Raw genomic sequence first — 24,409 nt, forward strand, 5'->3', positions numbered from 1 at the left:
GGAACAGGTGCTTGGGGAAGCACAGGGGCTGGAGACACAGGGGGAAAAACCGATGAGCTACTACAGTCATGCCCGGACGCGACGAGCAGTCGCCGCGACCGGGCTCTTCGCATTCATGATCCTCGGATCGGGCACTGCGCTGGCTCAGCCCTCCGCGACCGCCGCGCCGAGCGGTACGGCGGCCGCGCCCGCCTCGAAGATTCCGTCGATCGTCAGTCAGCGGATCGCCAGTGTCGGCAAGGCCGCTGGCGGCTCCCATCGGCTCGATGCCGGCCAGCGCGCCAAACTCAGCGACCCGCTGATGACCGTGGACACCGACGCGAACCTCGACCTCGAGGTCCACGCGATGGGCCGGGTGAGCGGGAACGAACGCGCTGAGCTACAGCGGCTGGGCGTACGCATCCTCAGCGGCTCCGACCAGTGGGTCAAACCCCAGCGAATGAAGGCACTTCTCAACGCCGGTGTCTTCCGTGCCCTGGTCCCCTACGACCGGGTGGACCAGGTCGCGGCTCTCGGCTGGGTCGCCGCGATCCGGCCGACGGAGAGCCTGCCGCCCGACGCGGGCAGCTTCCTCAGCGAAGGCGTCGCGCTGCACCGCGCGGACGCCACCCAGGCGCTCGGATTCGACGGCGGCGGGATCTCCGTCGGTGTCATCTCGGACGGTGTCAGCAACCTCGCCGCTGCCCAGGCGCTCGGCGACCTTCCGGCCGGCGTCACCGTACAGGCCGTCGGTTCCGGCGACGAGGGCACCTCGATGCTGGAGATCGTGCACGACATGGCGCCCGGCGCCGACCTGTTCTTCCGCGCCACCGGTGGCGGCGTGACCAACCACGTCGCGGCCCAGAACGCGCTGGCCGCGGCCGGGATCGACATCCTGACCGAGGACATCCCGTTCGACAGCGAGCCCGCCTTCCAGAAGGGCATCGCCGCGGTGAACGGTGAGATCCTCGCCGCTTCGGGCGTCTGGGTCAGCTCGTCGGCCGGAAACCTGAACAGCACGCACGCTCCGCGGGTCCTCGCGACCGGTACCGGCACCGGGCCGGACGGCGGATCGCCCACCGGCTGCGGCGTGGCACCGACGAACACCGTCGCCTTCAACGGCGCGGACACCACCTTCGACGTCACGGTCGGCGCCGGCGCGACCATCGGCACGACGCTGCAATGGAGCGAGCCGCGGGCGATCTTCCCGACCGCCGGCGCCGGCGGCTTCACGAATCTCGATCTGTACATCCTCAACGCGGCCGGCACGAACTGCCTGGCCACCAGCACCGGCGCACAGGGCGGCGGTAGCGGTGACACGATCGAGCAAGCGTCCTGGACGAACCCCAGCGCCACCACCGCCGCCACCGTCAAGCTGGCCGTCAACGTGACCGGCTCGGCCGGCGCCAAGGGCACGCCCACGATCGACCTCCGCTGGCGTGGCGCCGGCGCCGTCGACGCCACCGGGAACGCCGGATCGCTCAACCCCGACAGCAACTACACCGATCTGGCCACCTCGGCCGGCGCAGTCAACGCTGGTGCGGACCAGAACCCGACCACCGTCGGCCTGGAGAACTTCAGCGGTCAAGGCCCGGTGTCGCTGGTCAGTACGACGGTCTGCTCGACCTCGTACCCGTGTCCCGCATCCGGTCCGCCCGGCAGCAACCAGAGTGTGGCCGGTGGCGGTGGCCGGACAGCGATCGCACCGACCTACTCCGCGGGTGACGGTGTCTCCGTCAGCGGCGTCGGAAACTTCGGCGCCGGAAGTTGCCCGGCCACGACCCAGGGCGACTGCAGGTTCTTCGGAACCTCGGCGGCCACGCCGAGCTCGGCAGGTGTCGCCGCTCTGGTACTCGACGCGGCCGGCGGACCCGGCACGCTGACGCCCTCCGCGCTGACCGCCGTACTCAACGCCAATGCCACCGACCGGGCAGCCCCCGGTCCTGACAACGCCTTCGGTTCTGGGGTTCTGGACGCCTTCTCCTCGGCGACCGGACGTGCTGACCTGGCGGTGACGAAGAACTGTCTGCCGGACGGCCCGGCAGCCGCCGGTACGTCGTACCCGTGCACCATCACCGTGACGAACAACGGTCCGGCCATCGCTCGGGCGGTCAAGGTGACCGACACCGTGACGTCGAGCGGGACGTTCCAGCTGTCCACCACCTCGCCCGGCTGCACCGCGCCCGCGGGCGACCAGGCGGGCAACGCCCAAGCCACCTGTACGCTCGGCGACCTCACTTCGGGTCAGCAGGTCAGTGTCGTGGTGCGCGAGGGTGCGAACGAGGCGCAGGACATCGCCGACACCGCGACTGTCAGCGGTGGCACGGTCGATCCCAACGGCTCCAACAACTCCGCCTCCGACACGCTGCACCTGGTCGGCTCGGCGGACGTGAGCATCGACAAGACCGCTCCGGCCACGGCGACCGCGGGTGGCCAGATCACCTGGTCGAGCACGATCTCCAACTCGGGCCCGTCCACGGCGGCCGGCGTGGTCGTCCGGGACGTGCTGCCGGCCCAGGTCACGGTGGTCTCCGTCACCGCCACCGGCGGCAGCTGTACTGCGGGAGTACCAGGCAACCCGTCCCTGCCCACCACCTGCTCGCTGGGCAATCTCGCGGCCGGCGGCAACCGGACGATGACGGTCGTCGCCACGATCGACTCCTCGTTCACCGGCGCGATGCACAACGACGCGAGTGTGTCCTCCGCGACGGCTGATCCGGATCTGGGCAACAACACCGACACCGTCACCACCCAGGTCGGAGCACAGGCCGATCTGTCGGTCACCTCGACCGACAGCCCGGACCCGGTACTGGCCGGGCGGCCGTTGACCTACACGGTCAGGGTCAGCAATGCGGGACCATCCACGGCGACCGGGGTCAAGCTGGTCGACGTACTGCCGGGCGCGGTCGACTTCACCTCCGCAACGGTGACGACAGGATCCGGTAGTTGTGTGCTGGTGACGATTCCGGTGGATCCGCCGTCCAAGCAGGTCGAGTGTGAGCTGGGCACGATGGCTCCGGCCGGCGGTCCGACCACCGTGGTCATCCTGACCCGGGTGTCGTCCGGTACTCCGGCCGGCTCCATCTCGGACAACGCGACGGTGACGTCGCCGACCTCCGACCCGGTACCGGCCAACAACACCGCGTCGGCCTCGACCACGGTCGGCACCTCGGCCGATCTGCGGATGGCGCTGGTGGCCGACAAGGACGTCTACAAGCCGTCGGCGACGATCATCTACACGGCGACGGTGACCGACCTCGGTCCGTCCGACGCCCAGCCGCCGAAGGTGACGATCGGGCTGCCGGACATCAAGGCGGCGGTGTACGTGTTCGACACGGCCGGCTGCAGCAAGGTGGGCCAGGCGCTGACCTGCCAACGGCCGACGTCTCTGGCCTCCGGAGCGGCTTGGTCGTTCAACGTCCACCTGCTGGTGAAGGGCAACAAGGGCGTGGTCACCACGTCAGCGGCAGTCAGTTCGACCACCGCTGATCCGGTGGCTGCCAACAACAGCACCACCTTGTCGGTCAAGATCGGCAAGTAGCGGACAGCACTGCGCGCCGTGGCCCGGGACGCCGGCCACGGCGCGCAGTACTGCTCGGTCAGGAAGAGAAGGCCGCGTCGAAAGAAGCGGTCGGTGGGTCGAAGGCCAGGGACTTCACGAACTGGAGGGCTTCGGCGGCGCCGACGAGGCGGTCCATGCCGGCGTCTTCCCATTCGACTGAGATGGGGCCGGTGTAGCCGATCGTGTTGAGCATGCGGAAGCAGGCTTCCCAGGGGACGTCGCCGTGGCCGGTGGAGACGAAGTCCCAGCCTCGGCGGGGGTCGCCCCAAGCGAGGTGGGAGCCCATTCGGCCGTTGCGGCCGTTGCCGACCTGGCGCTTCGCGTCCTTGCAGTCGACGTGGTAGATGCGGTCCTTGAAGTCCCAGAGGAAGCCGACCGGGTCGAGGTCCTGCCAGACGAAGTGCGACGGGTCCCAGTTGAGGCCGAAGGCTTCGCGGTGGCCGATCGCTTCCAGGGTCGCGGTCGTCGACCAGTAGTCGTAGGCGATCTCGGACGGATGTACTTCGTGCGCGAACTTGACGCCCACCTCGTCGAACACGTCGAGGATCGGGTTCCAGCGATCGGCGAAGTCCCGGTAGCCGGCGTCGACCATCGACTGCGGCACCGGCGGGAACATCGCCACGGTCTTCCAGATCGACGACCCGGTGAAGCCGACCACTACGTCGACGCCCAGCGCGCGAGCCGCCCGTGCGGTGGTGGCCATCTCCTCGGCCGCCCGCTGCCGGACGCCCTCGGGATCGCCGTCGCCCCAGATGTGTCCGGGCAGGATCGCCTGGTGGCGCTGGTCGATCGGGTCGTCGCAGACCGCCTGGCCGAGCAGGTGGTTCGAGATCGTCCAGACCTTCAGGTTGTACTTCTCCAGGATGTCCAGCCGGTTGCGGACGTAGCCGTCGTCCTCGGCCGCCTTGCGGACGTCCAGGTGGTCGCCCCAGCAAGCGATCTCGAGTCCTTCGTAGCCCCACTCGGAGGCAAGCCGAGCCACTTCTTCGAACGGCAAGTCGGCCCACTGGCCGGTGAACAAGGTGATCGGTCGAGCCATCACAAACTCCTTAAAACACTACGGATATTGGAGGGGTGTCCCGCGGCGCCGCGGCCGGAGCGCTGGTCGCGGCGCCGGGGACAGGAACCGGACGAGCCGGTCCCCCGCCGACCGTGCGGCACCGCTCCCCCGCGACCCGGGACGGGGCCGAACCACCCCGGGTCGTGAGAGTTCCTGTCCGCCTCTCCGCGTCGGACAGGGTGCGGTGCCACACGGCGACGAGCATGGGGTCAGATCCTCCGCTTGAGGTCCTGGCCGATGGCGACGAGCAGCGTCCTGGCCGGTACGTCGGCGACCTGGGCCGCCTCCGCCAGGTAGTTGTCCATCGCCGTACGTGCGGCGTCGAGCCGGCCCTTGCTGTGTTCACGCTGGGCCGCCCGCAACTGCACCTTCATCACCACGGTCGGGTCCAACGGCAGCGTCCTGACGTCGCGGTACCGCTTGACCACCTCGATGGCCTCGTCGTACGTCGCGATCACCGTGAACGGAACCTTCGTCACCGACACGTTGCCGGCCTTGTCGGTGGCCCGGGCGATCACCTCGTGCGCGCCCAGACCGAGCAGCATGCCGTCGATCTTGCCGCCGGCCGCCAACGGTTGCCCGTCGATGGTCAGCGTCACGCCTACCAGACCGGAGAGCGCGTCGGTCGCCGTCGCCCCGATCGTGGCCAGCTTCGACACCCCGAGCTCAGCACCCGCCGCCAGGCCCGTGACCGTCGTCGCCGGAGCGGTCTTGTCGATCTTGACCGTCACCGACTTCGGCTCGGACACGTTGCCCGCGGTGTCGCTGGCCCGCACCTGGACGGTGTGGGTGCCATCGGCGGTCAGGTTGATCGCGTGGGTGTACTCGGCCCAGGCGCCGTCATCGACCTTCTGTTCGATGTACAGCTGGCCCGGCTGGTTGTCGGTCGCCATCGCGGTGGCGACGACCGCGTCGTTCCACCACCCGTTGTCTCCCGAGGGAGTGGACGGGTTGACTGAGAGGGTGACCTCCGGCGCGACGTTGTCTTTGACCAGCTTGAAGTAGTCGAACTTCGCCGTCTTCGACGCGACCTGGTCGACCCCGAAGGCGTAGATCCCGAAGCTCGCCGAGCTCAGCGCGGTGTTGGTGACGGGCGGCAGTGCCGTCCACTCCAGTCCGTCCGAGCTGTACGAACCGGTGTACTTCGTCCCGGCCTTGGCCAGCCGCAGGTACCAGACACCCTGGGTGGGTGCCGGCGATGCGTTCGGCTGCGGATCGAGGACGACGTTGTTCGCCTCGCTGCGCAGCTCGATCCCCCGGGTCACCGTGCCGCCCGAGGCGTTGCTGGTCAGGAAGTCGAACTTCACGTAGTTCGCGTCGTCGCCGTAGACCATCAGGCCGCCCTGCTGGTAGGCCTCGTTGAACGCGGACCCGTCCACCTTGGTCTCGATCGTCCAGTCACCGTCGGGAGCCGGCTGCAGCAGCAGGTTCTTCGGGTTCGTGGCGGTCGTACCGTAGATGTCGCCCTTGCTCGTGTCGATCTCGAGGTTGCCACCGGTCACCCGGTACGCCGCGGCGTCCGGCCGCACGCTCGCCGTCCAGCGGCAGGCGTTCAGGGTGGATCCGTCGAACGCGTCGTCCGGGGTGGGTACCTCGGCGGTGTCGTCCGGCGTGATGGTGAAGTAGTCGAACTGCGCGGTGATCGGCAGCGCGGCCGCCTGGTTGGCGAGGCCGAACAGCCCGATCTTCGGGTTGTTGATGCCGGCCAGCAGCTTGGTCTCCGGCATGTCCACGAACGTCGCGCCGTCAGCGCTGTACGACGCCCGCAGGTTCTGGCCGTTGCTGGTGAACCGGACCCAGACCGTGTCCGGGTACGCCGCACCCAGGTTGGCCGTGTTCGATGCCGCTACCTCGTTCGGCGCACCGGCTTCTTCGCGGATGAACTGGAAGATCCGGTCCGCCGCCGAAGGCCCGCTCGTGTTGCGGCCCTGCAGCACCATCTTCGCGTAGTTGTCGTCGTCTCCGTAGATGATCAACCCGGCCTGCTGGTAGGCACGTCGGGCCGGCAACGTCATCTTGGCGGTCGCCTGCCACGCGCCGGCCGGCAACGGCTGGAGCACGATGTTCGGCGTACCGGTGTTCCCGGTGCCGTAGATGTCGGTCGCCGTCAGCGGGATCTGCAGGTTGCCGTTGCTCACGGCAAGTTCCTGGTTGCCTCTGACAATGGAGTTCCAGCGGCCGGTGTCGACGGTGGTGCCGTCGAAGCCGTCCGAGCGACCGGTCAGACAGGTCGGCGGAGCGCTCGCGTCCACCTTGACCTGTACGTGCGACGTACCGGCCGCGCCCTTGGCGTCCGTCACCGTGACGGTCGCGTCGAAGGTGCCGGAGGTCGTGTAGGTGTGGCTGATCGTCGCGCCGGTGCCGGTCGAACCGTCACCGAAGCTCCACTCGTACGACAGCGGCAGGTCCCCTTCGGGGTCGGTCGCGGTCGCCGTGAAGTCGACCTTCAGCGGCGCCTTGCCCTGCAGGGTGGACGCGCCGATCGACACGCTCGGGCGCTGGTTCTCGGTGACGCCCTTGCCGATGAACTTCACCCAGTTGACGTTCAGCTGACCCGTTGTCTTGACGAAGTACAGCGGACCGCTGGTCAGCGACGCCCCGGACACGTCCGCGGTGAAGTTGCCGTAGGTCTGCCAGGCACCGGTCGGCGTCACCGTGATGGTGGCGACGATCGGGCCGTCCGTCGGTGAGCCCTGCCGGACCTGGACCGTCGCGCCCGCGTCCGGAGACGCCGCCCGCAACTGGATCTGGTTGATCCCGGTCAGGTTGGTCGGCTTCCAGCCCCACCAGTCACCGTCTTCGATGAAGCCGATGTTCTTGCCGCCACCGGCGACGTCACCGGTGTCCTCGGTCTGCACACCACCGCTGGACCCCGGACCGCCGGTCTCGTCGAAGTACTCCGCCTCACGCGTCTTCGGCTGGAGCTGGACCACCTTCTGGGTGGTGATCCGGCCGGTGCCCGGCGCGCCCTTGTCGGTGTACGTCACCGTCACGATGCCGAAGATGTTCGCCCCGACGTGCCCGTCGTCACCCGGCAGCGGGAAGGTTCCGGTGCAGCCGTGGTACTGCTCGTACGGGTGGGCGTGCTCGTCATGCCCGAGGGCCGGCTGGGTGATCACGTCGTTGCAGTCGATCGTGCCGTCTTCGGGATCGGTGACGGTGACCTTGTACTTGATCGTGTCGCCGAAGTCGAAGAACCCACCGTCGACCGGCCCCTCCACGGTGATCGTCGGCGCCGTGTTGCCCGCCGTGATCGTCTTGTTGGAGACCGCCGACCGGCCGTCCGGATCCGTCACCGTCAACCGGGCGGTGAAGACGCCGGCCGTGGTGTAGGTGTACGACGGCTTGGCCTCGGTGCTGTCCGTCGTCCCGTTGCCGTCGAAGTCCCAGGCGAGCGTGACCGCCTGGCCGTCCGGATCACGCGACCCGGTCGAGTCGAACGCGACCGTCAGCGGCACCGGCCCGGACGTCTTGTCCGTCGTGAACTGAGCGAGTGGCGCCCGGTTGCCTTGCACGTAGTCGATCCGGTAGATGCCGGAGTCGGCGTTGTTGCCACCGAACCCGCTACCCCACTCGATCACATAGAGCGCGCCGTCCGGTCCGAACTGCAACGCGTGCGGCCGGATGAAGTTCAGCTTCGACAGCATCCGCGACACGTCCGCGACACCAGCGCGGTCGTCCTTCAGCTGGACCGAGAACAACCGGCTGTCGTTCCAGTCGGCGAACACGGCCTTGCCGTCGAAGTACTTCGGCCACTTGCGCGGCGAGTCGCTGTCCGGGTCGAACTTGTACGCGCCGCTCGTCATCGGCGCGCCGCTGCCGCCGATCTCCGGTACGCCGGTGGTCGACTTGCCCATCCACATCGTCGCCGGAATCGCAGCGGGCAACTGAGCGATACCCGTGTTGTTCGGCGAGTTGTTGACCGGGGCCGCGCAGTTGAAGACGGGTCCCGAAGTGTTGGTGGCGAAGTCGAAGTCGTTGTACGGCGTGTTGTTGCCCACGCAGTACGGCCAGCCGTAGAAGCCCGGCTTGTCGAGGATGTTCCACTCCACCCGGCCGTCCGGACCGCGGGTCGGCGAGGTCTGGCCGGCGTCCGGGCCGTAGTCGGCGACGAAGAGGTGGTTGGTGGTCGGGTCGATGCCGATCCGGAAGGGGTTCCGGAAGCCCATCGCGTAGATCTCCGGCCGCGTCTTCGCGGTACCGGCCGGGAACAGGTTGCCGGCCGGGATCGTGTAGCTGCCGTCGGCCTCCGGGTGGATCTTGAGTACCTTGCCGTTCAGGGCGTTGCTGTTGGCCGCGCTGCCCTGGGAGTCCCAGGCCGACCGGCCGGCCCGCTCGTCGATCGGCGAGTAGCCGTCGGAGTCGAACGGGTTCCGGTTGTCACCGGTGGCGATGTAGAGGTTGCCGTCGCCGTCGAACTCGAGCGCTCCACCGGCATGGCAGCACTCGTTGCGTTGCGTGTTGATCTGGAGCACCTGTTTGGCGCTCGACATGTCGAGCGAGTCGCCGGTGACCTTGTAGCGCGAGACCTGGTCGAAGGACCCACTGCCGGCCGGTGAGTTGTAGAGATAGATGAAGCCGTTCTGGTCGAAGGCCGGGTCGAGCGCGATGCCCAGCAACCCGAACTCTTGTCCGGTGTAGACGTCGAGGGTTCCCGCGGTGACCACCGAGCCGTCGGTCTTGATGATCTTCACGGCGCCGTTGCGGTCGATGTAGAAGACCCGGCCGTCCTTGGCGATCGACAGCTCCATCGGGTTGGCGGTGTCGTCGTCGAGAGTGACCTTCTCGTAGCTGTTGCTCAGCGACGCACCACAGTCCGCGGGCTGCACACCGGCCGCGGTCTTGATGCCGCCGAGCAGTTCCTTGCGGAAGGTCGGGTCGGCGTACGACTCGATCGTGTGACCCATACCGGTGTACCAGGCACGACCACCGTCGTAGTCCTGACACCACACGATCGGGTGCTCGACGCCCATGTTGCCGCCGGTGTACGACGTCTCGTCGAGCGAGGCGAGCACATGCACGGTGTCGCGCGGATTGGTCCGGTAGTTGTACCACTCGTCCGTGCGAGGCCACAGCGTCGGAGCGTCAGCCGTCGACGGGTGCGCGTGGTCCTCCACCTTCACGGTCGCGTTCGGCGTACCGGCCGGGTGGCTGTCGAAGTACGCGCCGACCAGCTTGCCGTACCAGGGCCAGTCGTACTCCGTGTCCGACGCCGCGTGGATGCCGGCGTAGCCGCCTCCGTTGCGGATGTACCGCTCGAAGGCGGCCTGCTGGTCCGCGTTCAGCACGTCGCCGGTGGTCGACAGCCAGATGACGACCTCGTACTTCGCCAGCTCGGTGTCGTTGAACATCGCCGCATCCTCGGTCGCGGTGACGGTGAAGCCGTTCTCCGTCGCGAGGTCCTTGATCGCCTGGATCCCGGCCGGGATCGAGTCGTGCCGGAACCCGGCCGTCTTGCTGAAGATCAACGCGTTGAAGGTGTCGTCGCCGTGCCCCGGATGGGCTTGGGCGGTGATCGCCGACAACGGGATCGCCACCGCGGCGATCAGGGCGAGCACGAGGGCACGCACAAGCGTGCCGTGCCTGCGTAGCTGGATCATGGGTGTGCTCCTCATGGGTCGGATAAGGCGCGCGCTCCATCTGGTTCCAAGGCGGGTCCCTGGATTTTTCGGCCCTGGTACTACGGAAGTTCAGCTACTGCTTTCCCCGTGCTCAGCCCTGCGCTTCTCAGCGAACGCCGAGCAGATGATCCATCGCGAGCTGGTCGAGCTTCTCGAAACCGAGCCCACGCTGAGCCAGCGCGTCCGGATCGAAGGTTGCCTTCCGCAACTCGGCCAGCGACTCGCCCTCACCGAGGGTCGGCTGGGTGATCTCGGTGATCCGCGCCTCGGCCAGCACCGCGGCGACCTCGGGGTCGGCGCGGAAGGCCTGCACCTTCTCCCGCAGGATCAGGTAGTTGCGCATGCAGCCGCGTGCGGTCTCCCAGACGCCTTCGAGGTCCTCGGTACGCGGCGGCTTGTAGTCGAAGTGGACATAACCGTCGTACCCAGGTCCGCCGGCCGTGCCCTGCAGGACATCGACCGTCCAGAAGGCCTCGCGCAGGTTGCCGGCGCCGAAACGCAGGTCCTGGTCGAAGCGCGGACCGTGCTGGCCGTTGAGGTCGATGTGGTAGAGCTTGCCGTGCCACAGCGCCTGGGCGATGCCGTGCGCGTAGTTGAGCCCGGCCATCTGCTCATGGCCGACCTCGGGGTTGATGCCGACCAGGTCAGGGTGCTCCAGGTCGTTGATGAAGGCGAGCGCGTGGCCGATCGTCGGCAGCAAGATGTCACCGCGCGGCTCGTTCGGCTTCGGCTCGAGGGCGAACCGGATGTCGTAGCCCTGCTCCTGCACATAGCTGGTGAGCAGGTCCATCGATTCCTTGTACCGGTCCAGCGCGGCGTGGACGTCCTTGGAGCCGCCGGACTCGGCGCCTTCCCGGCCACCCCACAACACGTAGGTCTTCGCGCCGAGCTCGGCCGCGAGGTCGACGTTGCGCAGGATCTTGGCCAGCGCGTACCGGCGTACGTCGCGGTCGTTGGCGGTGAGGCCGCCGTCCTTGAAGACCGGGTGGCTGAACAGGTTGGTGGTGGCCATCTCGACGACCATGTCGTGGTCGGCCAATGCCTTGGTGAACCGCTCGAGCACCTGCTGGCGGGTGCTGTCGTCGGGGACCAGGTCGTCGTCGTGGAAGGACACCGCGGAGGCGCCCAGCTCGGCGAGCTTCTCGACCGCGAGCACCGGGTCGAGCGGGGCGCGGACGGCGGTACCGAAGACGTCCACGCCCTCCCAGCCGACGGTCCACAGGCCGAACGAGAACTTGTCGTCCTTGGAGGGGGTATATGAGGTCATGAGGGGATCTCCTGCCATTGTCGGGAGGCCGAGCTGTCCTCGACCGCGGCCAGCACACGCTGGACCTGCAGGCCGTCCGCGAACGAGGGCGCGGGGTCGGTGCCCTCGGCGATCGCGGTGATCAGATCGACCACTTGGTGGGTGAAACCGTGTTCGTAACCGAGCAGGTGACCCGGCGGCCACCAGGCCGCGACGTACGGGTGCACCGGCTCGGTGACCAGGATGCGGCGGAAGCCGGCGGTCTCGGCCGGCTCGGTCGCATCGTAGAAGTGCAGCTCGTTGAGGTCCTCGAAGTCGAAGGCCAGACTGCCGTTGCTGCCATTGATCTCGATCCGGATCGCGTTCTTCCGGCCGGTCGCGAACCTGGTCGCCTCGAAGACGCCGAGGGCGCCTTCGGTGAAGCGGGCCAGGAAGATCGCGGCGTCGTCGACGGTGACCGGGCCGCGCTCGACGCCTGCGGTTCCGGCCAGTCCGCTGTGCTCGGCCGCGACCGGGCGCTCCTTGACGAAGGTCTCCAGCTGCCCGCTCACCTCGGTGATCAGGTCGCCGGTGATGTACTGCGTCAGGTCGACGATGTGCGCCCCGATGTCGCCGAGCGCACCTGAGCCGGCTTTCTCCTTGTCGAGCCGCCAGGACAACGGCGCCTCGGGGTCGGCGATCCAGTCCTGCAGGTACTGCGCCCGCACGTGCCGGATCGTACCGAGCTTGCCCTCAGCAACGAGTTTGCGGGCCAGCCCGATGGCCGGAACCCGGCGATAGGTGAACCCGACCATCGACCTGATCCCGTTGGCCGCTGCCTCGGCGGCCGCGGCAGCCATCTGCTCGGCCTCCGCGACGGTGTTGGCCAGCGGCTTCTCACAGAGCACGTGCTTGCCCGCCTGCAGCGCGGCGATCGCGATCTCGGCGTGGCTGTCGCCCGGAGTACAGACGTCGATCAGCTGCACGTCGTCTCGGGTCAGCAGCTTGCGCCAGTCCGTCTCGGTCTGGTTCCAGCCGAGCTTGGTCGCGGCCTTGTTCAGTGCTTCCGCGTTGCGGCCGCACAGAACCGTCATCTCCGGCTGCAGTGGCAGGTCGAAGAAGCGTGGTGCGCTGCGCCAGGCCTGTGAGTGGGCGGCGCCCATGAAGGCGTACCCGACCAGGCCGATGCCCAGGTTCGTCATTCTTGGTGCTCCTAATCAGCTTTCGAAGGCGGTCGGCAGGTACTGGTCGACGTTGTCCTTGGTGACGACCGGGGCGTACAGCTGGACGACGCGCGGCACCTCGACCTCCACCAGGTCGCCGAGGGCCTTCTTCTGGACCAGCAGGCGGGCCAGCCGGATGCCGTCCGCGCCCTGGGTGGACGGGTAGATAACGGTGGCCTTCAGCAACGAGTTGCCGGACTTGATGTCCCGCATCACGTTCGCCGAGCCGGCGCCGCCGACGACGAAGAACTCCTTGCGGCCGGAGTTCTTGATCGCGGCCATCACGCCGACACCCTGGTCGTCGTCGTGGTTCCAGATCGCGTCGATCTTCGGGGCCGCCTGCAGCAGGTTGGTGGCCGCCTTCTCGCCGGACTCGACGGTGAACTCGGCCGCGACCCGGTTGTTGACCTTCAGCCCGCAGTCGGCGAGTGCTTCCTTGAAGCCCTTGCTGCGTTCCTGGGTCAGCGGCAGCGAGTCGATGCCGGCGATCTCCGCGACCACGGCGTCCTTCTTGCCCTTGAGCTGCTCGCAGATGTAGGTGCCGGCCGACACACCCATGCCGTGGTTGTCACCGAGCACCGTGGTCCGGGCGGCGAACGAGCTGTCGAACTCGCGGTCCACGTTGATCACGGTGATCCCGGCCTGCATCGCCTTCGTGGCCACCGCGGTCAGCGCGGCGCCGTCGAACGGCAGCAGCACGATCGCGTCGACCTTCTGGTTGATGAAGGTCTCCACCTGGCTGATCTGCAGGTTCACGTCGTTGGTGCCCTCGGCGACCTGCAGGTCGACATCGGGGTACTTCTTCGCCTCGGCCTGGGTGGCCTTGGTGATCGCACCCATCCAGCCGTGGTCGGCGGCCGGGGCGGAGAAGCCGATCTTGACCTTCTTACCGGGCTCGTCGTTGCCCTTGGCCGCGACCTGCTGGGTCCCGGTCGTGGTGGTCTTCTCGGCCTCGGGCGTGTTGCTCGTACACGCGATCAGTGCCATCGAGCTGAGCCCGACCAGGCCGGCGGTGACTGCTAATCGGGCGGTCCGTACAGACATCTTGTCCTCCAGAAGATGGTGCTGCTCTTACAGGGGTTCTGTGGTGCTTTGTGGAGCTAAGGCGCGGTGGCGCGGGCGGCCAGGCGTTGCTGGAGGAGGACCGCGATCACGATGATCAGGCCCTTCGCCACCGACTGGGCGGAGATACTCAGGTTGTTCAGGGTGAAGACGTTGTTCAGGGTGGTGAAGATCAGTACGCCGAACACGGTGCCGACGATCGTGCCGCGGCCACCGGACAGCAGCGTGCCGCCGATCACCACCGCCGCGATGGCGTCGAGTTCGTAGAGCTGACCGTGGGTGGAGCTACCGGTCGTGGTCCGGGCCATCAGCATCACGGCCGCGATGCCACAGCACAGACCGGCCAGCACGTAGAGCGCGACCGTGTGCCGCTGCACCTTGATACCGGCGAGGCGGGCGGCCTCGGCGTTGCCACCGACCGCGAAGGTCCGGCGGCCGAAGGTGGTCCGGTTGAGCAGCACCCAGCCGGCCGCGGCGACGAGCAGGAACATCCAGACCAGCACCGGGATGCCGATCAGGTTGCCGCCGAAGAAGTCGACGAACGAGTTCACGCTGATGATCTGGGTCTTGCGGTCGGACAGGATCTCCGCCAGTCCGCGGGCTCCGGCGAGCATCGCCAGGGTCGCTATGAACGGGACTATCTTGCCGTAGGCAACCAGTACTCCGTTGACCAGGCCACACGCCGCGCCGACCAGGAGGGCGGTGCTGACCATGAAGATCCAGCCGTAGTCGGCGGCCATCTGCTGGGTCGCCAGGGTGGTCGCCCAGACACTCGCCAGCGCCACCATCGCGCCGACCGACAAGTCGATGCCGCCGCCGGTGATGACGAACGTCATTCCGATGCTGACCACGCCGATCACCGCTGCCAGCCGCAGGATCGTCAGCAGGTTGGCGGTACTCGCGAACCGGTCCCCCGCGGTCGCGACACCGACGATGCAGAGCAGCACCAGCGCGATCACCAGCCCGATGTTGCGGCCGGCCCCGCTCTTCAGCAGATTGCCGACGACGCTGCTCGTCGCCGTACCACCGCCGCGTCCGCTCCGTACCGCTGTCGGGTCGACCTCGACCATCGCCTGGCCCTGGGCCGGCGCGTCTTGCTTGGTTGCCTCCGGTCGTGCGACTTCCTCACTCATCACACGGCACTTCCTTCCATCACCAGGTCGAGGACCCGGTGTTCGTCGATGTCCTGCGCGGGGCCCGTGTGCACGGCCCGCCCCTCCCGCATCACGATCACCCGGTCGGCCAGACCGAGCACTTCCTCGACCTCGCTGGAGACCAGCACGATCGCCACCCCGTTGGCCGCCAGCTTGCGGACGAGCGCGTAGATCTCGGAGCGCGCCCCGACGTCCACACCCCGGGTCGGCTCGTCCAGCAGCAGTACCCGGCAGTCCCTCATCAACCAGCGAGCCAGGACGACCTTCTGCTGGTTGCCGCCCGACAGGTTGCGGACGGGAATGTCCACTGCCGCCGGCCGGACGTCCAGCGCCTTGGTCAACTCTTCGGCGGCCTGCTTCTCGGCGTGACCACTGAGGAATCCGGCGCTGGCGAAGCGCCCCAGACTCGACACGGTGATGTTCTTGTAGACGGCCTCATCGAGCAGCAGCGCCTGGCTCTTGCGCTCCTCGGGGGCGAGTCCGACGCCGGCCTTGACGGCCTGCTGCACCTTGCCCGCACCGAGCACCTTGCCGTCCACCCGGACGACACCGGTCGCCGCCTTGCGAGCGCCGTACACGGTCTCCAGTACTTCGGAACGCCCCGACCCGACCAGGCCCGCCAGACCGAGGATCTCGCCGGCCCGGACCGAGAAGCCGATGCCGGCGAACTCGCGGGGGCGGGACAGGTTCTCCACCTCGAGCACGACCGGCGCGGTGCTCACGACCTCGGTGCGCGGCGGGAAGACGTACTCGATCGAACGGCCGGTCATCAGCCGGATCAGCTCGGCGGTCGGGGTCTCCCGGGCGTCGAGGCCGGTCGCGACGGTGGCGCCGTCCTTGAGCACGGTGACCCGGTCGCCGATCTCGCGGATCTCCTCGAGCCGGTGCGAGATGTAGACGATCGCGACGCCCTGCGAGGTCAGGTCGCGGATCACCCGGAAGAGGTTGTCGACCTCCTCGGAGTCGAGCACCGCGGACGGCTCGTCCATCACGATCAGCCGGGCCTTGCGCGAGAGTGCCCGCGCCATGCTCACCACCTGCTGGCCGGCCGCGGACAGCAGGCCGACGGTCCGGCCGGGCGGGATCTCGCCGTGGCCGAGGCCTTTGAGCAGCTCGCGTGCCTTGGTGTTCGCCTCGTGCCGGCGGGTCAGGCCGAAGCGGGCGGGTTCGTGGCCGAGGAAGACGTTCTCGGCGACGGTGAGGTCGGGGACGAGGTCGAGTTCTTGGTAGATGGCGGCGATGCCGAGTGCCATCGAGTCGGCCGGGGTGTGCAGCGAGACGAGCTCGCCGTTCACGTGGATCGTGCCGGCGTCCGGTTTGTGCGCGCCGGTGAGGACGCGGATCAGGGTCGACTTGCCGGCGCCGTTCTGGCCGAGCAGGCAGTGCACCTCGCCCCGGCGGATGTCGAGGTCGACGCCGTCGAGGGCCCGGACTCCGGGGAACTCCTTGACGATGCCGGTCATCCGAAGCAGGTCTTCGCCGGCTGCGGGTACGTCGTACTCGGTCATTGGGCTACTCCTGCGGTGTCGCGCCCGACGAGCGTCGGGTCGAGGAAGACCTGGTCGAGCGAGATCTGCGCGCCGCCGCGGACGGCGGCGGTGAAACCGAGCTGGGACTGGACGACGCGGCAGCCGCCGCCTTCCGGTGCGATCACGCGGTCGCGGATCGCACTCTCCAGCGGCTCTTTCAGCCACGGCCCGAGGACGGCGAAGTACCCGCCGAGCACTAGTACGTCCGGGTTCAGGATGTTGACGAGAATCGCCCCGCCGACGCCCAGCCAGGTGCCAACATCGGCCAGCGCCTTGAGCGTCCTGGCGCTGCCACCCTCGGCGCGCTGGGTGATCTCGGCCAGCCGCTGCTCGACGTCCAGCGACGGGTCGCGGACCGGGTCGTCCGAATCAGTTGCCTTGTTCAGCAAAGCGGTCAGGCCGACGACGGTCTCCCAGCAGCCGGTCCGGCCACAGCCGCAGGTGCCACCGGCCGGCGCGACGGGCATGTGCCCGACCTCGCCGCTGAACCCGTGACCGCCGCGCAGCAGATGCCCACCGGTGACCATGCCGCCACCAACACCGACCGCACCGGTCAGCAACACGATGTCCTGCACCTGGTCGGCGTCCGGTTCGGTCGCCGCCTTGATCTCCGAGTACGCCGCGAGCGCGGCAAGGTTCGCCTCGTTGTCCACCCGCACCGGGTACGCCGGGCTGCCGAGGCGCTCGCGCATCTCGTCGACGACGGGGACCTCTGCCCAGCCGAGGTTCGGGGCGAGCTTGAGCAGTCCGGTCGCACTCTGGACCAGGCCGGGCACCGCCAGCGTGACGCCGGCGATCTGACCGCCACGGCCGACGACGGCTGTCACGGAGTCGCGGATCAGCTCGGCGAGCTGGTCCAGCGTCGCGGCCGGGTCGAGGTGCGCGACGTCGAGCGGGACGCGTCGTTCGGTGACGGTCTCGCCGCTCAGGTCGAGGGCGGTGACGGCGAGGTAGTCGACGTTGATCTCGGCGCCGACGCCACAGACGCCGCTGCCGTCGAGCTCGACGAGCTGACCCGGGCGACCGAGCGCGCCGGCCTCGGCCTGGCCCTCGCGGAGCAGGCCACGATCGACGAGTTCGGCAACCAGGCTGCTGACGGTGGCCTTGTTCAGTCCGGTGTCGGCGGCGATCCGGGCGCGGGAGCGAGAACCCGCCGCACGGACGTGCCGGAGTACGACCGACAGGTTGTTGCGCCGGAGCGAGACGTGATCGGCGGCGACCACACCGCTGCCAGGCCGGCTGCTTTCGGACAGCGTCATGAGTCCCACCCCTTCTCCCCCGACAGGAGAATTTCGCGGCTGTTGTGACGCCGCTCACAGACTTTGTCTGTTGAGCCAACAAACTAAGTACAGGCGCGGTGGGCGTCAAGATGTTGCGGCGAAGTTTCTTCAGGACGTCAGTTCTGTGTCAGTCTGAAAATTGCAAGTAGTTCTTCAAATTTTGCATGCGGTCTTGCGCACTGAAGCGCTCGTTTGTACGCTCGCGCCACTCTCCGCAGTCCTGTCCGCCCCCTTTCAGGAGCCTGCAATGCCTTTGACACGCCGTACTTTCCTGGCTGCTTCCGCAGCCACCGCCGCAGCCGCCGGAACCACCATCGGCACCGCTCTGCCCTCTTCCGCGACCACCGCGACCCCGGTCGCCAGTGGACCTGGTGACGTGGTCGGCAAGATCACCGTCGGCTACCAGGGCTGGTTCGCCTGTATCGGCGACGGTGCCCCGATCAACAGCTGGTGGCACTACAGCCGCAACGCCGGTCAGCCGCCGTCGCCGACCAACACCACGATCGTCAGCTGGCCGGACGTCCGTGAGTACACGGCGACGTACCAGACGGCGTACGCGAATCTCGGCAACGGCCAGCCGGCCAAGCTGTTCTCGTCGTACGACCAGCAGACCGTCAACACGCACTTCCAGTGGATGCAGCAGAACGGCTGCGACACGGCTGCCCTGCAACGCTTCAACCCCACTGGCGGCGAAGGCCCGACCCGGGACGCGATGGCGGCCAAGGTGCGGCAGGCAGCCGAGCAGTACGGGCGCAAGTTCTACATCATGTACGACGCGACCGACTGGACGAACATGCAGTCGGAGATGAAGACCGACTGGACCAACAAGATGAAGGCGTACACGTCGTCACCGGCGTACGCCAAGCAGAACGGCAAGCCGGTCGTCTGCATCTGGGGCTTCGGCTTCAACGAGGCCAACAAGGCCTTCCCTGCTTCGGCTTGTCTCGATGTCATCAACTGGTTCAAGGGCCAGGGCTGCTACGTGATCGGCGGGGTGCCGACGCACTGGCTGCCCGGTAACGAGGACTCGCGGCCGGGCTATCTCGAGGTGTACCACGCGTTCAACATGATCTCGCCGTGGATGGTCGGCCGGATCCAGGACGTCGCCGGCGCGGATCACTACTACAACAACGTGAACCAGCAGGACCAGGCCGACTGCAACGCGCACGGCATCGACTACCAGCCCTGTGTCATTCCGGGCGATCTGCAGTCCGGGCACCGCGCCCATGGCGAGCTGATGTGGCGGCAGTTCTACAACCTCACCCGGGTCGGCGTGCAGGGCATGTACATCTCGATGTTCGACGAGTACAACGAGGGCAACCAGATCGCCAAGACGGCCGAGACGCAGGCCTGGATCCCCAACGGGTCAGGGATTCGCGCCCTCGACGAGGACGGCACGGCGTGCTCGTCGGACTACTACCTGCGGCTCACCAACGACGGCGGGCGGATGTTCAAGGGGCAGATCCCGCTGACCGCGACGCGGCCGACCCAGCCGATGCCCAACCAGGGCAGCGGTGGCGTGATCTTCTACCAGCACATCGACTACGGCGGTACGGCCGGACAGGCGCTTGCCAAGGGCAACTACACCCGGGCGCAGCTGGCGGCGGCCGGCGTACAGGACAACTGGGCCTCGTCGGTGAAGGTGCCGGCCGGCTGGACGGTGACGATCTACGCCGAGGACAACTTCACCGGACAGACCTGGACCCGGACGGCCGACACGGCGAACTTCGTTGCCCTGTCCCCCAATGCGAACGATCAGTTGACGTCCTGCCGGATCTCTTGATCTAAAGGAGTTCCAGGCTGTCGGTGGCGAGGGTGATGACCGCGCCGTCGAGGTGCAGACGGCAAGCGATGGCGTGGCCGGCGCAGGTGAGAAGGGCAGGGCCGGCCACGTCGACCACCCGGTACGCGACCGGCTGGGTGCAGGTCTCGACGACTGCCTGCTGCTCGCGGTAGCAGCCGAGCACGTGGCAGGTCACCACTTCGCCGACGGCCATCAGGGTCAGGCCGTGGTCCTCGCACATGCCCCAGGTGACCTCGCAGGTCTGGCCTTCGGTCGCGGCGAGCCGGATCAGATTGCCTGCGGTCGTTTCGAGTTCGCTGGCGACCGTACGGAAGGTGTCGGCTGCCTGGTCGAGATCGCGGCGGAGCTGGCGGGACGCCACTGATTCGGGGAGGCCGCGCGTCGCCGCGATCAGGCCTTCGGACAGGGCGATGGCGGCCAGGGCGATCTCGTCGACCTTGACCGGCGTGCCGAAGCCGGACGGACGGGCCGGCTCGGGACTTGCGGGCTGGCCCGGTACCGGATCTGGCGGGACCAGGCGGCCGGGCGGCGGCGTGTTCGGGCCGTTGGCGGTGCCGTTATCGGGTGCGCTCCCACTGCCGGTCGCGTTGCCGGTTGCGCTGCCGTTGGGCGTGTGACCGTTCTGCACGCGCAGTGGGGCACGGCCGTTCTGGCCCGTGCGTCCTGCTCCTTCGACCACCATGTCGTTCGCGCTCCGGTCACTCGCACGCTTGGCCTTCGCCATTCGTTCGCCCCCTGATGTGTGTCTCCCCCGGTGGCCGATGGTGCCATGCCGGAAGGGGGTGCGGCCAGAGCAAATCGACGAGCATCACGCAGGGCTGAACACGCCTTGCGCACAGCAACGATTCGGCCCCTCCGGGTACCGGAAACCACCCCCAACCTCAACTTCGGTTGCACTCTTCCCGGTGGTTCGGTGGCGTAATCACAGCGGGCGAATTCCATACGCTCCCTTAACACTTCCGGTACTACGCGTGACCGGTCGCGTCGATCTGGTCGTGAAGGAACCGAACCGTTCGGGTGCGGGCCGCGAGGGCGAGGTTGCCGGGGGTCTCACGGACCTCGGCGGTGAGGACGGCATGGGCGCCCTTCGCGAAGCCACCGGGGTTGCCTGGTCCGGAGTCGAGTTCGATCACCTCGAAGGCGTCGCCGAGCTGCTCGCGGAGAGTGGCGAAGCGCTCCGGCGGTACGGCGCGGTCACGGGTGAAGCGCAGGCCGAGGGCGCACAGTCCGTCCGTTCTGGTCCGCTCGACGATCTGCGCCAGCTCTTCCTGCGACATGCCGGGGTCACGCCGGCGGCTCGCGGTGACCGGGAACGGCGCGGCCGGCTGGCTCATGACCGACGCCAGCACGCTCGACTCGACTGCCGTGGCGAGTGCGAATCCACCGGTGAAGCACATGCCGATGACGCCGACGCCGCGTCCCGGCGTACGGGCTGCGAGATCGGCGGCGACTGCTCGCAGGTACGCCGTGATCGGGCGCTTGGCGTCGACCGCGAACGCACGGAACTCCGCCGACACGCACAGGCGGGCAACCGTCCCGAGCACGTAGCCGATCGACTCCGGCTTGCCGGGTGTGCCGAAGGGCGACGGGATCACGACGGTGAAGCCTTCGTCGACGAGGTGATCCGCCAGGCCGAGCACGTGCGGGGTGATGCCGGGGATCTCCGGGATCAGCACGACCCCGGGGCCTTCGCCCTTCTCGTAGCAGTCGTAGGTGAGCCCGGCGCCGGTGAACGGCGCCTTCGTCCAGCCGGTCAGGGTAGAGGTCGGGGCAGAACCGGTCATCCGTGGAGTCTCCTCGGCAGGTCGGGGCTCTCAGCGTAGAACCCCGCAGAGCGCTCCCCCGGCAACGCGCAGAATTCCCGCTGCGTCTGCCGTTGCGTCTGCCGTTGCTCAGTCGGCGAAGTCGTCGGTGAGGGCTCGGATCTCGACCATGCCGGCCGCGGCGACGGGGTGTTGGGAGGCGATCTCGATGGCTTCGTCGAGGTCGCGGCAGTCGATCAGGTCGTAGCCACCCATCTGCTCCTTCGACTCGGCGAACGGGCCGTCGGTGGTGACCACCTTGCCGGCCTGCCGACGCACGCCGGTCGACTCCGCGGGCGGACGGAGGGCCGCGCCTTCCCGGCGTACGCCGCGCTCGGTCATCTCCCGCACCCACGCCTCGGTGGCCGCGATCATCTCCGCAGGCACACCACCGGAGTAGTCATCGTCGGGCCGGATCAACAACATGTACTTCATGGCTCTCCTCGTTCATCTCCTGCGCTCCGTCTGTCGGGCGCCGCACCCGGTACGTCGGACTCCGATCGCCGTACTCGACGTCCTCTGTCAGGGGGCGTAGTGCTGGACGGCGCCGCCGCGGGAGAGGTCGACCAAGGTGTGGGCGAGGTCGCTGGCGTCGGTGAGGATCTCGTCGAGGTCCGCGGAGGTGAGCTTGCGGTCCTTGACGACAATGTTGCCGTCGACAACTACCGTGACGACGTCGGAGGCACGGACCGAATAGACCAGCGCGGCTCTCGGATCGTGCAGCGGCCGGCAGTGTGGGCCGGACAGGTCGACGAGTGCGATGTCGGCGCGGCGGCCGGGCTCGATCGCGCCGAGCTCGTCGGGCATACCGGCTGCTGCCGCCCCACCCCTGGTGGCGAGGCGGAGGGTGTCCGAGATCGTCATCCACTCGGCGTCCTGCTCACGTTGCTTCTGCGTCAACGCCAACAGTCGCAGGGATTCCCAGACATCGAGGGTGTTGTGCACGGCTGCTCCGTCGGTGCCGACGCCGACGCTGATGCCGGCCGACCAGAGTTGCCTGACCGGAGTGGTCGTGCCCATTGCGAGCTTCAGGTAGATCTTGGGGCAGGCGGCGACCGTAGTACGGGCTGCGTGCTTCGCCAGGATCGGGAGATCGGCATCGGTGATGCCACAGCCGTGGGCGATGAGCGCGCCTGCCTCGAGGACGTTGGTGCGGTCGAGTACTTGGATGGGAGTCGCGCCCAGGCGGTCCATCGACGCTTGGGTCTGGTCGGCTGTCTCGGCGGCGTGGAGGTGGATGCGGAAACCTTCGGCTTGCGCGACTCCCGCAGTACGGACCAGGTCTTCTTCGGAGACGGTGTAGGTCGCGTGCGGCCCAAGGCTGGCGGTGATCCGCGGCAGTCCGTTTCTTGCGGCGCTCTCACCAAGCGCACGAACCTGCCGAGCCGCCTCGTACGCCGCCTCGCGCCCGTCCGTGCCCGTCGAGGAGAAGAAAGTCGGTGCAAGATCTGCCCGGATCCCGGTCTCCAGCGCCGCGGCCGCGATCTGATCGGCATGAAAGTAGTGATCCACAAACGTAGTCACCCCAGCCAGCAACATCTCCGCACAGGCCAGCCGCGCACCGACCTTCACCCGCTCAGCCGTCAGGTTCATCTCCATCGGCCAGATCTTCCGATTGAACCAGTCGTCGATCGAGACATCCTCGGCCGCACCCCGCATCATCACCATCGGACTGTGCGTATGCGAGTTCACCAACCCCGGTACGGCGATCAGCCCGGTCGCATCAAGCTCCTCGATATCCACCGCCGGGGCCAACGCCCCGGCCGGCATCACCTCATCGATCACGCCGTCCTCGATGACGATGTCCTGATACTCGTCGACCCGGCACTCCCCTTCTGCCGGCACCACCAGCACAGAACAGTTCCGGATCACCAACCGCGCCATGTTCCCTCCACAACCCCGGCCAACCGTCACCAGCATTCTGATCCATCCCCCACCCCGCTACCCCGTCCCACACCACCGCCGGTCCGTTTGCTGTCGTTCGAGTGATCACATTGGTTGAGATGACGGTGTCAGCTGTAGACTGGGTGGATGCCTACCCGGGCGGAGTCCGCCGCCAGTACTCGTCGTGATCTGCTTGATGCGGCGGCCGAGTTGCTCGACGCTGGTGGGCCTGATGCCGTCACCTTGCGGGAGGTGGGCGCTCGAGCGGGCGTTACCCGGGGTGCGCCGTACCGGCATTTCCCGGACAAGAACAGCCTGATGAACGCCGTCGCCATCGAAGGCTGGGAGCGGGTCGGTGACCAGGTCCACGCCGTCCGCGTCGATCCGGGGCTGTCGGCGACGGAGAAATTGCGCGCTGCCCTCGTCGCCCTGATCAGCGTTGCCCGGCATCAACCACACCTGTACCAATTGATGTGCAGCACGCCCGCCGGCGATCCGGCCGACGCGATCCGTGCGGCTGGGCGATCCCAGGACGAGTTTCGCGACGTCGTGGCCACCGTCGTCGGCGACGAGAACGCCAATCACTACGGCGCGCTCCTGCTGGCCGGCGCGCACGGCATCGCCGGGATGGAGCTGACCGGTTACCTGGCTCCGGACAAATGGCACACCACCGCCGACGAGGTGATAGCCAGCCTGGTCCGCATGGTCAGCGCCGCCGGCCCGGCCACCGGCTAACTTCTGCTGATGGTCTTCTGGCAGCTGACGATCGACGCGAACGACCCCGAACGACTGGCCACTTTCTGGCAGCAAGCCCTCGGCTGGGTTTCGGCACCGCCCGGCGTCTCCGACGGTGAGCCGACGTGGTGGGCGCACTATCGCGGGCGGCTCGGTGGCCGGGACGCCTTCACCGATCGGCTTTTCGATCCGGCGGGGGTCGGGCCGGCGTTGTGGTTCCAGCAGGTGCCCGAGGCGAAGGCCGGCAAGAACCGGCTCCACCTCGACCTCTACCCCACCGCCCGCGACGACTCTCTCAGCCAGGAACGCCGGATCGAACTGATCGACGCCAAAGCCGCCGAGCTGGTCGCCCTCGGCGCCACCGTCAAACACCGCGTCCGCGACGACAACCCGGCCGACCCCGAGTACTACCTGGTCCTCCAAGATCCCGAAGGCAACGAGTTCTGCATCAGCTGACCGCATCAACGACCGGCCGGCCGCCGGTGGCTG

General features: G+C 68.0%; 16 protein-coding genes. 4 read left to right on the forward strand and 12 right to left on the reverse strand.

Annotated features, from left to right (window positions below; translation table 11 throughout):
• Positions 1-52: 52 nt before the first annotated feature.
• A complete protein-coding gene (locus tag ABD116_RS06075; protein WP_343965701.1) occupies positions 53-3,520 on the forward strand; it encodes a hypothetical protein in 3,468 nt (1,155 codons plus the stop codon).
• A gap of 58 nt (positions 3,521-3,578) precedes the next feature.
• On the opposite strand, the gene ABD116_RS06080 is transcribed toward ABD116_RS06075, so the two are convergent.
• The 8 genes from ABD116_RS06080 to ABD116_RS06115 all read right to left on the reverse strand — a co-directional run bounded on the left by ABD116_RS06080 (position 3,579) and on the right by ABD116_RS06115 (position 17,674).
• Positions 3,579-4,580: a sugar phosphate isomerase/epimerase family protein gene (locus tag ABD116_RS06080; RefSeq protein ID WP_343965702.1), complete on the reverse strand. Its 1,002-nt coding sequence runs from the start codon at positions 4,578-4,580 to the stop codon at positions 3,579-3,581.
• A gap of 230 nt (positions 4,581-4,810) precedes the next feature.
• Positions 4,811-10,201 carry a ThuA domain-containing protein gene (locus ABD116_RS06085; protein WP_343965704.1) on the reverse strand — a complete coding sequence of 1,797 codons (5,391 nt, stop codon included), beginning with the start codon at positions 10,199-10,201 and terminating at the stop codon, positions 4,811-4,813.
• Between the two features lie 127 nt (positions 10,202-10,328).
• A complete protein-coding gene (gene xylA / locus ABD116_RS06090; RefSeq protein ID WP_343965706.1) occupies positions 10,329-11,489 on the reverse strand; it encodes a xylose isomerase in 1,161 nt (386 codons plus the stop codon).
• Entirely contained in the window at positions 11,486-12,649 is a 1,164-nt protein-coding gene (locus tag ABD116_RS06095) for a Gfo/Idh/MocA family protein (RefSeq protein WP_343965708.1), read from the reverse strand. The genes xylA and ABD116_RS06095 overlap by 4 nt, the downstream gene beginning before the upstream one ends.
• 15 nt (positions 12,650-12,664) lie before the next feature.
• A complete protein-coding gene (locus ABD116_RS06100) occupies positions 12,665-13,714 on the reverse strand; it encodes a substrate-binding domain-containing protein (protein WP_343965710.1) in 1,050 nt (349 codons plus the stop codon).
• A gap of 56 nt (positions 13,715-13,770) precedes the next feature.
• Positions 13,771-14,865, reverse strand: a complete 1,095-nt coding sequence (locus ABD116_RS06105) for an ABC transporter permease (protein ID WP_343965712.1) — start codon at positions 14,863-14,865, stop codon at positions 13,771-13,773.
• On the reverse strand, positions 14,865-16,394 hold the full coding sequence (locus ABD116_RS06110) for a sugar ABC transporter ATP-binding protein (RefSeq protein ID WP_343965714.1): 1,530 nt from the start codon (positions 16,392-16,394) through the stop codon (positions 14,865-14,867). Before ABD116_RS06110 ends, ABD116_RS06105 begins: the two co-directional genes overlap by 1 nt.
• Positions 16,391-17,674 carry an ROK family protein gene (locus ABD116_RS06115; RefSeq protein WP_343965716.1) on the reverse strand — a complete coding sequence of 428 codons (1,284 nt, stop codon included), beginning with the start codon at positions 17,672-17,674 and terminating at the stop codon, positions 16,391-16,393. The genes ABD116_RS06110 and ABD116_RS06115 overlap by 4 nt, the downstream gene beginning before the upstream one ends.
• 268 nt (positions 17,675-17,942) lie before the next feature.
• Between ABD116_RS06115 and ABD116_RS06120 the strand changes: the two genes are divergently transcribed.
• Positions 17,943-19,478, forward strand: coding sequence for a glycoside hydrolase family 99 protein (locus ABD116_RS06120; RefSeq protein WP_343965718.1), 1,536 nt, complete (start codon positions 17,943-17,945; stop codon positions 19,476-19,478).
• A gap of 1 nt (position 19,479) precedes the next feature.
• On the opposite strand, the gene ABD116_RS06125 is transcribed toward ABD116_RS06120, so the two are convergent.
• The 4 genes from ABD116_RS06125 to ABD116_RS06140 all read right to left on the reverse strand — a co-directional run bounded on the left by ABD116_RS06125 (position 19,480) and on the right by ABD116_RS06140 (position 23,185).
• Positions 19,480-20,223 (reverse strand): hypothetical protein, encoded by a 744-nt coding sequence (locus ABD116_RS06125; protein WP_343965720.1) that lies wholly within the window; start codon positions 20,221-20,223, stop codon positions 19,480-19,482.
• 241 nt (positions 20,224-20,464) lie between these two features.
• Entirely contained in the window at positions 20,465-21,283 is an 819-nt protein-coding gene (locus tag ABD116_RS06130; protein ID WP_343965722.1) for a dienelactone hydrolase family protein, read from the reverse strand.
• 108 nt (positions 21,284-21,391) lie between these two features.
• A complete protein-coding gene (locus tag ABD116_RS06135) occupies positions 21,392-21,736 on the reverse strand; it encodes a YciI family protein (RefSeq protein WP_343965724.1) in 345 nt (114 codons plus the stop codon).
• Between the two features lie 87 nt (positions 21,737-21,823).
• Positions 21,824-23,185 (reverse strand): amidohydrolase, encoded by a 1,362-nt coding sequence (locus ABD116_RS06140; protein ID WP_343965726.1) that lies wholly within the window; start codon positions 23,183-23,185, stop codon positions 21,824-21,826.
• A gap of 147 nt (positions 23,186-23,332) precedes the next feature.
• On the opposite strand from ABD116_RS06140, the gene ABD116_RS06145 reads away from it, so the two are divergent.
• Positions 23,333-23,920, forward strand: a complete 588-nt coding sequence (locus tag ABD116_RS06145; RefSeq protein WP_343965729.1) for a TetR/AcrR family transcriptional regulator — start codon at positions 23,333-23,335, stop codon at positions 23,918-23,920.
• 9 nt (positions 23,921-23,929) lie between these two features.
• The gene (locus ABD116_RS06150; protein WP_343965730.1) at positions 23,930-24,376 is read left to right on the forward strand and encodes a VOC family protein; all 447 of its coding nucleotides are present in this window, start codon (positions 23,930-23,932) and stop codon (positions 24,374-24,376) included.
• Positions 24,377-24,409 lie beyond the last annotated feature (33 nt).

Source organism: Kribbella koreensis, assembly GCF_039525325.1.
Lineage (GTDB): Bacteria > Actinomycetota > Actinomycetes > Propionibacteriales > Kribbellaceae > Kribbella > Kribbella koreensis.

What these genes read in the sequence shown, in the direction of transcription:
- xylA (WP_343965706.1), bottom strand. Translation starts at nt 11,489, where the DNA reads ATGACCTCATATACCCCCTCCAAGGACGACAAGTTCTCGTTCGGCCTG.
- ABD116_RS06120 (WP_343965718.1), top strand. Translation starts at nt 17,943, where the DNA reads ATGCCTTTGACACGCCGTACTTTCCTGGCTGCTTCCGCAGCCACCGCC.
- ABD116_RS06135 (WP_343965724.1), bottom strand. Translation starts at nt 21,736, where the DNA reads ATGAAGTACATGTTGTTGATCCGGCCCGACGATGACTACTCCGGTGGT.
- ABD116_RS06085 (WP_343965704.1), bottom strand. Translation starts at nt 10,201, where the DNA reads ATGATCCAGCTACGCAGGCACGGCACGCTTGTGCGTGCCCTCGTGCTC.
- ABD116_RS06100 (WP_343965710.1), bottom strand. Translation starts at nt 13,714, where the DNA reads ATGTCTGTACGGACCGCCCGATTAGCAGTCACCGCCGGCCTGGTCGGG.
- ABD116_RS06130 (WP_343965722.1), bottom strand. Translation starts at nt 21,283, where the DNA reads ATGACCGGTTCTGCCCCGACCTCTACCCTGACCGGCTGGACGAAGGCG.
- ABD116_RS06145 (WP_343965729.1), top strand. Translation starts at nt 23,333, where the DNA reads ATGCCTACCCGGGCGGAGTCCGCCGCCAGTACTCGTCGTGATCTGCTT.
- ABD116_RS06110 (WP_343965714.1), bottom strand. Translation starts at nt 16,394, where the DNA reads ATGACCGAGTACGACGTACCCGCAGCCGGCGAAGACCTGCTTCGGATG.
- ABD116_RS06080 (WP_343965702.1), bottom strand. Translation starts at nt 4,580, where the DNA reads ATGGCTCGACCGATCACCTTGTTCACCGGCCAGTGGGCCGACTTGCCG.
- ABD116_RS06095 (WP_343965708.1), bottom strand. Translation starts at nt 12,649, where the DNA reads ATGACGAACCTGGGCATCGGCCTGGTCGGGTACGCCTTCATGGGCGCC.
- ABD116_RS06140 (WP_343965726.1), bottom strand. Translation starts at nt 23,185, where the DNA reads ATGGCGCGGTTGGTGATCCGGAACTGTTCTGTGCTGGTGGTGCCGGCA.
- ABD116_RS06105 (WP_343965712.1), bottom strand. Translation starts at nt 14,865, where the DNA reads ATGAGTGAGGAAGTCGCACGACCGGAGGCAACCAAGCAAGACGCGCCG.
- ABD116_RS06075 (WP_343965701.1), top strand. Translation starts at nt 53, where the DNA reads ATGAGCTACTACAGTCATGCCCGGACGCGACGAGCAGTCGCCGCGACC.
- ABD116_RS06115 (WP_343965716.1), bottom strand. Translation starts at nt 17,674, where the DNA reads ATGACGCTGTCCGAAAGCAGCCGGCCTGGCAGCGGTGTGGTCGCCGCC.
- ABD116_RS06150 (WP_343965730.1), top strand. Translation starts at nt 23,930, where the DNA reads ATGGTCTTCTGGCAGCTGACGATCGACGCGAACGACCCCGAACGACTG.
- ABD116_RS06125 (WP_343965720.1), bottom strand. Translation starts at nt 20,223, where the DNA reads ATGGCGAAGGCCAAGCGTGCGAGTGACCGGAGCGCGAACGACATGGTG.